This window comes from Peristeroidobacter agariperforans (genome assembly GCF_004138335.1).
In the GTDB taxonomy this organism is placed as follows: domain Bacteria; phylum Pseudomonadota; class Gammaproteobacteria; order Steroidobacterales; family Steroidobacteraceae; genus Steroidobacter; species Steroidobacter agariperforans.
This window is the reverse complement of the sequence record NZ_RYFW01000007.1, coordinates 50,423-62,316: the sequence shown is the minus strand read 5'-3', so window position 1 is coordinate 62,316 and position 11,894 is coordinate 50,423. Positions and strand designations below refer to the sequence as shown.

Sequence of the window (11,894 nt, the reverse complement as noted above, 5' to 3'; positions counted from 1 at the left end):
TGATTGTCTCCGTACCCTGATCAATAGCTCATTTCGAAACCGAGGTTGAACGCTGCCGTTCTCGGCACGGAGCTACCGTCGATATCCGTCGATTCGAGGCTGCACGACACGTCGAAGTGCACGGCGCCGAAGAAGGTGAAGCCCAGCGACGCGCTGCTCAGCTCGCTGCCGGCCAGGTTCTTGCGATAGCCGACACGCAGGTCGGGCAGCCAGTTGGTCTGCGTCTTGTAGCCGAGCGCGACCTTTGCATTCTGGTTGAGATCGCCGACCGGATCGTGCACGTCGTTGAGATCGACGCTGGCCGCGAGCGAGCCCCGGCCGGATGCGAAGAACACTGCGCCTTCCAGCGTGGCCAGGCGCTCCAGGGTCCAGGTCTCGTTCAAAGCGATGCGATCGCTGAAGTACGCAGCGCTGAAACAGTTGTACTGCGCGCTGCCGCTCAGCAGTTCGCAGTTGGCGCCGATCGCGCCGTACTCGAAGTCCGGCTCGGTGAGATTCGCGAGCGTCACGCCGACGCGGTAGTTGTCGGCGTCGTAGATCGCGCCGATATCCACCGTCACGTTGCTCGACTTGCGCTCGTTGGCGTCGTAGCTGTCTTCGAGCACGTCCTGGACGTCCTCGTCATCCTCGATGGATTCCAGCGCCACCACTTGCTTGCTGAGCTTGGCCTGCAGATAGCGCAGGCTGCCGCCGACGATCACCCGTCGTCCGGGTTGCTGCCAGACGGACCGGCTGTAGCCGAGCGCGATCTCGTTCACCTGGCCAGCTTTGACGTACGCCGCCGAAGCCGTCTCCACCTCTTCGGAGACCGAGTTATAGGTCAGCGGGGCATCCAGCAATCCAAGTCGCGCCTGCGCGCTGAGGTTGGCGTCGAGCGTGAACACGCCGAGGCTGCTGCGATAGAGCATCGGGAACAGCGGCACCTGCACGCCGCCGTGCACTTTCACGTAACCGGCGCGGCTCAAAGGATCGAGAATGGCGTTGAAGCGCTCGACCAGCGCATTGCCTTCGGACAGCGTCAGGTCGTCCCGGTCCAAGGCGTCGGTGAGATCGTCGATCTCATCGGAGAAATTATCGACCGGACCCACCTCCATGCCGATGCCGATCGAGCTGAGAATGCCCATGCGGAACGAGGCGTCCGGCGCAATGGCGAATTCGGAACCGGCCGGATTGCGTGTCGCGTACAGCGAGGTCCACGCGCCCGAGGCGCCGTTATCCGAGAGATTGGGCCCCGCATCGACAAATCCCGGCGCCGCGAGGGACGCGCACGAGAACAGCACCGCGCTCACCGCGGCCGCAATCCGAACACTCTTCACTTCAAGACCTCCGCTGCAGAATCATTCTGGTTTTCGCTGCCCTACAAACGGCAGCGACTGCAGCGAACTGAAGCGAGCGGCAGGTCCTTTGGCGAATTTTCTAGACGCCAGTCACGCTGTCGTGGCGCGCCTGCGGTGACTCCATTGCTCTGGATTCAGGGAATTCCGCAGTGCGCCCTTGGCAAAAAGTCGCTGCGCCAGCTGCACGTCGATCTCCATGCATGCTCTCGACTAGTAGTTCACGCCGGAAGTGATCACGTTGTAGGCGACGGCCATCCAGAGGCTGACGTTCATCGCCAGCACCGTCGCGACGGCCCATGTCTTCGCATACCAGCGCCGCCCACCGCGAAACACACGCTCCGCGTGCCACAGAGCGGCCATAACTCCGCCCAGCACTGTGACGACGGAAAGAACGTGCAGAACCCATAGCCAGGCATCGAACTTCTCCGACAGATTCGCAAGGTCGGACGTCATCGTGCCGATGGTCGCGATCCACGCCAGCCACATCACGACAGTTGTGATAGCAGCGATTCGCAGCCAGCGATGGGCGTTGGCATCCGCAGCGGAGCGCGTGTCCACCACGCCGTAGCGTCGACGCGCTAGGGCACCGACTGGCCATGCAACGGCTGTGGCAACCATGGCGATCAACGAGGCGAGGAATACAGGCGTGAACCAGCCTGCTCTCGATGGCGCTGGTCGCTCGAACATCATGAACGGCGACACTTCGTCGAACGAAAATCGTGTGACTGTTCCATCTCGCACTTCCGCCGACAGCAACCGTGAGCTGCCGTCGAGCTGCCAGACGAAGGGCTCCACTTCCCGCCAGCGTCGTGGCTGGCCCGAGCGATTGCGAACCATCGACACGCCGATCGTACCGTCGCGGTTGTCGATAACGTCGATGCCGCTGACCAGAGCGAGCAGGCTCATGAAGCTGGATTCGGAGCGCCGCGAGTTCACGTAGTGTCCGGCGATGAGGTGCGCGTGCTCGCCGGCCGTCCGCTCATCTACGCCGCGTCCGGCGCTCCACTCCGGCACTCGCAAGTAGCGATTCGCAAACTCCTCGAACAGCTCGATACGCATGTCGATCGCGGCCATGCCCTTGCCCATGCTGTTACACGACACAAACATGCCGACGCCGTCATCGATGTAGAGCCGCAAGTCGCTGTGGAACCACTGTGTGTCGCCACCGTGTGCGATTACACGTCGGCCCTGGTAGTTGGCCTCCCAGAAGCCGAGGAGCATGCGGTCTATGCGAGGCAGAATGGTCAACGGCGTTCTGTGCATCAGCTGAGCCGTCTCTGAGCGCAGAATCTCGGCCTCGCCCAGCCGTCCCTGATTTAGATGCGCCAGCATGAATTTCGATATGTCGGTCGCGGATGCCGACAGAGCGCCCGCGGGTGCAAGACCGATGATCTCGAACGGGCGCGCAGGCCCGGAAGCCGTGGCGTATCCTTTCGCCATCCTCGGTTGCAGTTCACGCGGCAATGGCTGACGAAATGTCGAGCTGGTCATGCCGAGCGGGCCGAGGACGTGAGCGTCCATGTAGTCCTCCAGCGGCACGCCGGAGATTCGTTGCACGATGTAACCGGCAAGCGCCGTCGCGTAGTTCGAATACGCCGGCGTTGTCCCGGGCGCGAAGATCCGCTCTGGCGTCCAGCGCTTCAGCAGCGCTTCAAACTTTGGCGCCGTCGCGGGATCGTACGCCACCGCGTTCTTCAGCTGCTCTTCAAATCCCGGCGTGTGCGTCATCAGGTTGCGCACCGTGACGGGCTGGCCAGCGAGCGGCGGGATCTGAAAATCGAGATATGAATTCACGTCGGCCTCGAGCGCCACCTGGCCACGCTCGACCAACTGCATCAGTGCCGTCCAGGTGAACAACTTCGATATCGAGCCCACACGCAGCAACGTGCGCTCGGGGTCCATGGGCTCGTGTGCGGCGAGGTCGGCGTAGCCGAAACCGCGCTGCGTCAGGATGCTCCCCTCCTTGACCACGACGACGACCGCTCCCGCGATGTCGGCGTGCCGAAGCGCATATGGCATGAAGCCATCGAGCCAGGCGTCGACATCGGCTTTCGTCAGCTCAGGCGTCGGATCGGCGAGTACCGCAGACGCGCACAACAGGGCCGCCGCAATGGCGGCCCTCTTCAACGCTGCGAGCACGATCAGAAGCTCACATCGACGCCAAGCCCGTAAGTCCTAGGCTGCAGGATGCTGACGTTCGCGGGGCCGCCAAACAAAGAGGTGCCCGTGATCGCCGACAGCTGGCCACGCTCATTAGTGACGTTCTTGCAGTAGAGCTGGAAGCGCGTACCGCCCACCGTGACGCCGGTGCGAAGATCGACTGCCGTGTAGTCCGGCAGTTGGTACTGTGGCATGCCTGAGCTCAGATCGAAGTTTGCGCTTCGATCGTCGACGTACCGTACGGTGCCGCCGGCGAACGCGTCGTAGCTCGCCAGGCCAAAACGATACTCTGCCGACAGCGCCGCGGTAACTTCCGGTGTATCCGGCAACGACTCGCCTTTCACGCCGCCAAGATCCGGCGCGTCCGCGGCGAGCTCGGCATTCGTATAGCCAAACGTGCCCATGACGGTCAGATCGGGGACCGGCAATGCCGTCAGCGTCATCTCCAGTCCTTCGCTCTGCGCTTTCGCGGCATTGGCAATCACACCGAGACCGTTGCGGATCGCAGTGATCTGCATGTCCTTCCAATCGACGTGATACACGGCGATGTCCGCGTTGAAACGGCGGTCCGCGCTGCCGAACTTGACGCCCGCTTCATAACTGGTGAGCCGGTCGTCATCGAACGTCGGATCGGCCAGCGGCTGGCCGTTCAAATCGTTCAGCACCGCGTTCGGCCCACCCGGCCGATACCCCGTGGCGAAGCGCAGGTACGGCATGAAGTTGTCGTTCACGCGATAACGAACGTTCGCAAGATAGGTCGGCACGCTGTCGCTGTCGCTACGCGTCGGCACGACGCCGATCAGCAATCCGGAGCCGTTTTGTTCCTGCCGCTGCTCATTGTGAGCGTAGCGAACGCCGCCCGTGACATCGAGTTTGTCGGTGACATGGAAGGTGACATTGCCGAACGCCGCATATTCCTCGTACTTGCTTGGGATCGTCAGCGTGAGGAAGTTCACCGGCGACGGCGCGCCGCTCGGATCGAACGGCAGCAATTGCTGGAACTGCTCGCTGTCCTCCTTGGTGTAGAAGCCGCCGATCAACCAGTCGACGACTGGGCTGGTGGACGACAGGCGCAGTTCTTGCGTGAACTTGTCCGTATCGGCGTTGCGAGCCAGGCCAATGGCGCTGAATGCACTCGGGCCACCGAACGCCGGCACGTACAACGCCGAGAAGTCGGTGATGGCATCGCTGCGCACCGTCTGATAGCTGCTGATCGAGGTCAGTGTGGCGAAGTCGAACGAGTACTTCACCGTAGCGCTGGCCAGGCGAAAGCTCTGCTCGAAGGTCTCCACCATTGCGCGCCGCTGATCCAGTTCGCCGTCGATGGCGACGCCGGTGGTGCGATTGAAGTCGGCGGCGATGGAACCGTCGCGGTCGATGTCTTGCGCAAACGCCGTGAGCCGCACCGACAAACGCTCCGTCGGCGCAAACAGGAAATCGACGCGGCCGCCGTACATGTCCGCCGCATCCACGTCCTCGTCATTGAGGGTGAGATTGTCGACGTAGCCGCCATTGTGCGTATAGAAGCCACTCGCACGCAGCGCGGCCTTGTCATCGGCGAGCGGAATGTTGACGGCACTCGACGCGTCGTAACCCACGCCGCCGTCCTGGGTGCTGGAAACATTCGCCCGCACGGTGCCGCTGTACGCCGTGGTGTCCGGAACGTTCGTCACGTACTTCACCAGGCCGCCCATCGTGCTGGCGCCGTACAACGTACCTTGCGGGCCGCGCAGAATTTCAACGCGACTCATGTCGAACAAGCCGACGTCGAGGGCCAACTGCGCGCTCGCCACGAACGCGGTGCTGGAACCGTAGGGCACATCGTCCACATAGATTCCCACGGTCGGCGAGACGTTATAGCCGCTCGTGATACCGCGCAGATTGACTTGGGTCTGGCCCACGCCGCTGCTGGTGAAGTTCAAACTCGGTACGGTGTTGGCGAAGTCGACGAACTGCGTGGCGCCCAGCGCTTGCAGGTCACGGCCGGTCATCGCCGTGATCGACATCGGAATGTCTCGCAGGCGCTCCTCGACCTTCTGCGCCGTGACGATGATTTCTTCGAGCGCCGATGGCTCGTTCGGCGCAGCGTTACCAGGGGTGCTGCTTTCAGGCACCCTGCCGCCACCCACAACCGGCGGTTCTGCCTGTGCCAGCTGTAACGACTGGGGTGAGACTTCAGTCGGCAGCGCCAGACTCTCTCGCGCCGTCGTCACGGCGCCCGACTTCTGTGTCAGCTCTTGCGTGGTGACGACAATATATGCGCGATCGTTGAGCGGTCGAAACGTCAAGCCCGCCGGCGCAAGCAACTCTCGCAGCGCCTGCTCGGCGGAGTAGTTGCCGTTGAGCGGGCCGACCATCGCATCGCCCTTCACCGCGTCGCTGAAGCGAACGATCTGCAGCCCCGTTTGTTGGGCGAGATCCTTGAGCGCCACATCCAACGTTTGTCGTGGAATGTGCAGGTTATGCCGCAGAATGGCGGCGCTGGACTCGGCCGCCAGAGAAACACTCGCGATCCCGACACAAGCAAACGCCGATGCCACGCCGATCCGCATGATCTTTCTCCCCGCCCCTGTTAAGCATGAATGTATGGGCAGGCAGAAGACTGGATGACGGTTTGATTCCTCCCCCGGTCGTGCAAGCGGAAATTTCATCGAGGGGTCGTGCCGATGACGATCCCTGCATCGGTCCGGGTGATGCTGACGTCCGCGCCGCTCTCACGAATGAACGCCAGCAATGTCTCCGAATCCGTGGCCTCGAACACGCCACTGACCTTGCGAGTGGCGAGTTGCGCATCGTCGATGCTCAGCTGCACGCGGTTGTAGCGGTTGAATTCCTGAATGACGTCGGCCAGTGTGTCGTTCTCGAACACGAGCTGACCTTGCGCCCATGCAAGCGCCCGCGTGGTGTCGACTACTCGCACCGGAGCCACGTTGCCAGAGTCCCGCACGGTCACCTGTTGCCCGGCCGTTAGAAAGATCTCGGCGCCATCGGCTTGCGCCTTGGGAGAGTCGGCCACCGCCACTTTGCCTTCGACGACGGTCACGACGACGCCTCGCGATCCGCTCTCCACGCCGAACGCGGTGCCGACCGCACGCACCGATGTTTGATCGGCACTGACCAGGAACGGACGCTGTGCATTCTTGGCCACGCGAAACAGCGCGCGCCCGCGCTCGAGCTCGACTCGACGCAGTTGCTCTTCGAACTTCACTCGCAACCGGGTCTCGGGCTCCAGCTGCACGACCGTGCCATCTTCCAGCATGACCTGCCGCCGTTCGGCCAGCTTCGACTCGATCACATCGCCGCGAAGGCCCAGCGCGAACCACGTGCCGAGGACCGCGATCAGGCAGCTGCTTGCCGCAATCGCCCAGGTGCGGACTCGCGAGCGGGCTTCATGACCGCCGTTCGATTCCTCCGCATCCTCGGGCGCACGCTCATCGACATCGCGCAGCTGCACGATGTTGTCGGGCGCCGCGGCGCCGCCGACCTCTACCTCATCCCACAGCTTGAATCGTTCCAGCGAATCGTGAACATGGGCGACGCGTAGAAATTCCGCGACGTGCAGCGGAGACTCACGCAACCACTCGGTGAACAGCTCACGCTCGGACTGCGAGACTTCGGTCGGCTTCTGAATGCTGAGCCGATTCCACCATTGGGTTGCCTCGTGTGTGGCGCGGGCGCGCCGGTCATTCGTGTCCATACTGGAGCGCTCTGGTCAATTCGTCGTTGAGCTCGCGTCGCAATTTGCCGTAGCTCTTTTCGAAGTCACGCCGCACGATCCGAAAAGAAACATTGAGCCGGGTCGCGATCTCCGCCTGGCTCAGGCCCTCCTCGAAGTACAGCTTTAAAATGGCGCGCTCGCGGGGTGACAAGGTGTTGAGCGCGCGCAGGATCTCCCGCTGCGCGGCCTCGGAGTCCAGGGCCTTTTCCGGACTGTCCTCGGCCGCCAGCGACGCGAGCCAATGCGGTTCATGAAGCAGCCGGTTGCTGGAGCGAATGCTCCACTCGGCAGCCACGTTCGACGCCATCTTGAACAGGTAGGCCTGCGGGTGCTCGACGATCTGAGCCGCGTCATAACGCAGCAGGCGCAGGAACACCTCCTGCGCCACGTCGTCGAAATCGGCGGGACGCACGGCGTTGCGGCTCGCCAGGAATCGACGCAATGGCGTCCGCCAGCGGCGAAACCACTCCACCAGCCGATTCTGTGGATCAAGGTTGGACATAACTCGTGCGCACCCGGGGCCCAGTTCCGGTGCGTTTAAGACTGGGCGATAGTCTAAATCCTCCCCCTTCCAGCTCCGAAATCGGCACTCTGTCTGTCCCCTTGCACGGATGGATCGGCCGGCGCTCGCGCCTATAACGGGGTCGATGAAGCGACTACATCCCTGCCTGGCCCTGCTGCTCTCAGCGACCGCTCTTTGCGGGCTCATCGCGTGCCAGACCACGAAACAGTCTCCCATCGATGACCTGTCAACCCAGGAAGGGCTGCAGCGTGCCGACGTCAAAGGCGTGGACGCGGTGTATCGACGGCCCGGGGCGAACCTCACTCCCTACAACAAGCTGCTGGTGCGCCCGGTGTACGTCGAGTTCAGCAAGAACTGGAAGCCGGAACAGAATTCGGAGCTGTACCGGATGAACGAGCCGGATCGCGAAAAAATCCGCCAGGAGCTCGCGCAGTTGTTCGCCGAAGTAATGGTCAAGGAGCTGCAGACCGAGGGTGGCTATCAGCTCGTCACCGAGCCCGCGGCCGACGTTCTCGAAGTGCGCCCCGCCATCGTCAATCTCTATATCACTGCTCCGGACGTCTCCATGCAGACCGCCGGACGCGTGCGCACCTTTACTGCCGACTCCGGCGAGATGACTCTGATCGCAGAGTTGCGCGACTCAGTCACCGGCACGTTGTTGGCCAGAGCCTTCGATCGACGCGAAGATAACGGCATGATGTGGCAATGGACCAACTCCGTGACCAACAGCGCCGACGCACGGCGCATCATCACCAGTTGGGCCGATACGCTGCGGAACGCGCTCGACGCGGCGCGTGGCAAACAAACCTGATTCACAGCTGCGCGTCGAGATGGAACGCGCGGGCGAACCAGGCTTGAAAGCGACGGCCCAACGACGCGTCCGGCTCTTTGTCGAGGCGCTCCCGGCCATCGCTCCACCACATCTTCCCCGCCTCCAGCTCGACATGCCACGCATGCTCACCGTCGGTCTGCCTCTGGAAGATCTGTTCGAGCTGCTGCGCCAGTACGTCGTTCTCGACGAGCACTCCTTGCTCGCAATTCAGCCATGCCGAGCGCGGGTCGAGGTTGTAGCTGCCGACAAACAGCGCCCGACCATCCACTGCGAGCGCTTTCGTGTGCAGGCTCGCCCCGGACGATCCGAGAAAGCTGGAGCCCGTTTTGCTCTGGGTCAGAGGCTTCAACTCCCAAATCTGCACGCCCGCTTCGAGCAGCGGCTCGCGATAGCGGGAGTAACCGCCGTGCACGGCGGCCACGTCGTTTGCAACGAGGGAATTCGTCAGCACGCGGACGTTGCGCGCGCTGCGAGCAGCGCTGGTCAATAATGCTGTGCCGTTGTCACCGGGAACAAAATAAGGAGAGATGATCGATAAGCGCGCCTGTGCTGCCTGCGCCATGGGCACGAGCGCGGCTGACACCTGCGCGCGCTTCGCGTCGCGTTCTTGCATCGTGACCTTGTTGGGGTCATCCGCCACAAATTGATACTTGCGCGCCCACTGCACCGGCCAGTCGCCCTCGACCATGCGTTTGATCGCATCGTTGGCTCGCAACGCCCTGGCATAGGGGCTATCTTCCGCCCGCGCTGCCTGCGCGGCCAGTTTCGGCCGCAACTGGTGCAGCGCCTCGCTGCTGACCTTATCGGGATCCAGCACTTGCATCGGATAAGCAGATCGCGAGTTCCAATAGGCATCGAACGACTCTGAAGCCTGGCGCACGACCGGGCCGATCATCGCGAAATCCAGATCGACGAAGTTCACCTCGTCGCTGGCGCTGAAGTATTCGTCGCCGATATTGCGGCCGCCGACGATCGCGAGCCGGTTGTCCGCGATCCAGCTCTTGTTGTGCATGCGGCGATTGACGCGCGAGAAGCTGCTCAGACCCTCCGCAAGCAAGCTGAACGTTCCTCGCCTCGAGGCGAAGGGATTGAACGTGCGGATATCGATATTCGGATGTGCGGAGAGCGCCGCAATCGCGTCGTTGTTCCGGCGCGCATCGACATCATCCAGCAGCACGCGCACCTTCACTCCACGGTCCGCGGCCAGGAGCAGTTCGTTTGCGAAATACATGCCCGTGAGATCGGCATGCCAGATGTAGCTTTGAACATCGAGGCTGCGCTTGGCCATGCGCGCGGTTTGAACTCGAACCACGAACGCTTCGGCCCCCTCGATGACCAACCGAAACGCCGATTCATCCGGGTGGCTCGCCTCGACTGCGCGGGTCGCCTGATCCAGCGGGGCGTCATCCGCAACTGCCAATGCGGCTTCTTCGGCGAGCTGCGGTCGCGGCTCGAGCTGAGCGCAGGCAGCAAAGTACGCCAGCAACGCGGCTGTTACTAAGACTGCGAAGAAGCGTTTGATTGGAGGTGCGGTGCGGCTCATCGCTCAGCACTAGGATAGGCGGACGCGGGGCCGATATCAAAAGCTCAGCACGAACATCGCCCCTTTTTCCAGCGGCCGGACGTGGCGCACCCGCCCGCCCATCCCGAACATCAGCTGCCGGACCACCGTCAGCCCGATGCCCTGGCCGCCTTCGCGGGTGCTGAAGAAAGGCAGAAAAATCTGCCGCTCCAGCCCGACCGGTACGCCCGAGCCGTTGTCTCGAACACTGATCTGCAAACGGCCGCCGCGGCTCTGGCGGGCGAGGACCCACAGCCGCGGCTTGATTTGCTCGGCCGTCGCCTGCTCCGCGTTGTTGATGAGGGCCAGCAGCACCTGCTCGAGCTGACCTTCGTCCGCCATCAAGCGCAACCCCGGCGAGCTCACTTCGAATGAAATCTCTCCACCACGCCCCGCCCAGGTCTGCGCTACTGCCTGTTGCAGTCGTTTGAAGAGCTCGGCCAGATCGACTGGCGCCAGTGTCGGCTGCGGCCATTGGCTGACCCTGCGATAGTTGCTCACGAAGCTCGACAAGCTCTCGGCGCGACGCGCAATCGCATCGAGCGCAGTTCGCAAGTCAGCTGAGCTGTCGGGCTCTCCTAACAAATTGTTGGCGGTCTCGCTGAGACTCTTGATGGGCGTGAGCGAGTTCATGATCTCGTGCGTCAATACTCGCAACAGCTGCTGCCACGCGTGCAGCGATTCGGACTCCAGTTCCTGCTCCAGCGGCGTCAGCGCAATCAATGCCTGCGCCTTGCCTTCGACCGCCAGCACCTGACGTTGCAGCTGCCAGCGCTCGCTGCCTCGCTCGGTGTCCAAGGTCACGGGACCGTTGCGCTCGCTAGTGCGAAGCAGTTGATGCAAGACTTCGCGATCGCGCACACCGCCGGGCGCAGACAAACGCCGAGCGCGACTGGTCAAAGGCTCGAGCGCCTGTTCTGTTTGAATCCAGGCGGCGACTGGCAAATGTTCCAGCTGAACCTGCAACGTCGACAATCGCCGTGCGTCCGGATGCGGCGGAGAGTCAGTCGTGGGCGCTGCAGATGAACGTGGTCGAGCCAATGGCCAGAGTCCCGCGAGCGCCGCCAGCAACAGCACCGACGCAGTGATCCAGGTGCGTGCCGAAGCTTCCGCTGACGCGGCGATGGCTCCGGCAGCAAACAGCAGCGCTGCGCCGATCAGAAGTCGCAGCTTCTCAAAGGCCATACCTTTCCAAGCGACGATAAAGCGCCGCGCGTGACAGTCCGAGCGCACGAGCGGCGGCGCTGAGATTACCCTGTGCTTCTGCCATGGCCGCGACCACCGCGGCTCGCTCTTGTTCGGCCAGTGGCCGCAGCGGTTCGGTTGGTTTGGGTGGTGGCGCCGGCTGCCCATCGCGCATTGCCTGCGACTTCTGCAACGCCTCGGTGCAAGTGGCGATCAGACGCACGTTGTCCCATGGCTTGGTAATGAAATCAAAAGCCCCTCGCTTGATGGCTTGTACCGCCAGATCGATATCGGCGTACGCGGTCAGCACCACCACGACCGGCGGATTCGGCCGACTGCAGACATCCGCCAGTAAGCGCAGCCCCTGCGCGCCATCGGTGCGCCCCGGGCCGAAGTTGAGATCGAGCAATAGCACCGCGGGTTGCAGCCGATCGAGCGCCGCGAACAACTCCGCTGGCCGGCGCAAGCACACGACGGGCGCAACTCGTCGCTGCAGTAGCAGCTGAGCGGCGATCCCCACATCGGGATCGTCGTCGAGCAGCAGGATCGATGGCGACGGTGTATCTGGCACGCTGTGC

9 protein-coding genes are annotated in these 11,894 nt (G+C 62.9%); 1 reads left to right on the top strand and 8 read right to left on the bottom strand.

Going from position 1 to position 11,894, the window contains the following annotated elements; translation table 11 throughout:
* Window positions 1-20 precede the first annotated feature (20 nt).
* From EK373_RS30775 to EK373_RS30755, 5 genes are all read right to left on the bottom strand, one after another.
* Complete coding sequence (locus EK373_RS30775; protein WP_129649203.1) at window positions 21-1,316, bottom strand: conjugal transfer protein TraF; 1,296 nt, start codon at window positions 1,314-1,316, stop codon at window positions 21-23.
* 231 nt (window positions 1,317-1,547) lie between these two features.
* Complete coding sequence (locus EK373_RS30770) at window positions 1,548-3,476, bottom strand: serine hydrolase (protein ID WP_129649202.1); 1,929 nt, start codon at window positions 3,474-3,476, stop codon at window positions 1,548-1,550.
* A gap of 2 nt (window positions 3,477-3,478) precedes the next feature.
* A complete protein-coding gene (locus EK373_RS30765; RefSeq protein WP_198683781.1) occupies window positions 3,479-6,049 on the bottom strand; it encodes a TonB-dependent receptor domain-containing protein in 2,571 nt (856 codons plus the stop codon).
* 95 nt (window positions 6,050-6,144) lie between these two features.
* Window positions 6,145-7,194: a FecR family protein gene (locus EK373_RS30760; protein WP_129649200.1), complete on the bottom strand. Its 1,050-nt coding sequence runs from the start codon at window positions 7,192-7,194 to the stop codon at window positions 6,145-6,147.
* Window positions 7,181-7,717 carry an RNA polymerase sigma factor gene (locus tag EK373_RS30755; RefSeq protein WP_157994620.1) on the bottom strand — a complete coding sequence of 179 codons (537 nt, stop codon included), beginning with the start codon at window positions 7,715-7,717 and terminating at the stop codon, window positions 7,181-7,183. Before EK373_RS30755 ends, EK373_RS30760 begins: the two co-directional genes overlap by 14 nt.
* A gap of 145 nt (window positions 7,718-7,862) precedes the next feature.
* On the opposite strand from EK373_RS30755, the gene EK373_RS30750 reads away from it, so the two are divergent.
* Entirely contained in the window at window positions 7,863-8,549 is a 687-nt protein-coding gene (locus tag EK373_RS30750) for a DUF3313 family protein (protein ID WP_157994619.1), read from the top strand.
* A 1-nt stretch (window position 8,550) separates the two neighbouring features.
* Here EK373_RS30750 and EK373_RS30745 read toward each other — a convergent pair whose 3' ends face one another.
* Genes EK373_RS30745 through EK373_RS30735 form a run of 3 tightly spaced genes read right to left on the bottom strand, consistent with a single transcriptional unit; the run spans window position 8,551 to window position 11,887 of the window.
* Window positions 8,551-10,113 (bottom strand): phospholipase D family protein, encoded by a 1,563-nt coding sequence (locus tag EK373_RS30745; protein WP_129649197.1) that lies wholly within the window; start codon window positions 10,111-10,113, stop codon window positions 8,551-8,553.
* A gap of 36 nt (window positions 10,114-10,149) precedes the next feature.
* Complete coding sequence (locus tag EK373_RS30740; protein ID WP_129649196.1) at window positions 10,150-11,316, bottom strand: sensor histidine kinase; 1,167 nt, start codon at window positions 11,314-11,316, stop codon at window positions 10,150-10,152.
* Window positions 11,306-11,887: a response regulator gene (locus tag EK373_RS30735; protein WP_198683780.1), complete on the bottom strand. Its 582-nt coding sequence runs from the start codon at window positions 11,885-11,887 to the stop codon at window positions 11,306-11,308. The genes EK373_RS30740 and EK373_RS30735 overlap by 11 nt, the downstream gene beginning before the upstream one ends.
* Window positions 11,888-11,894 lie beyond the last annotated feature (7 nt).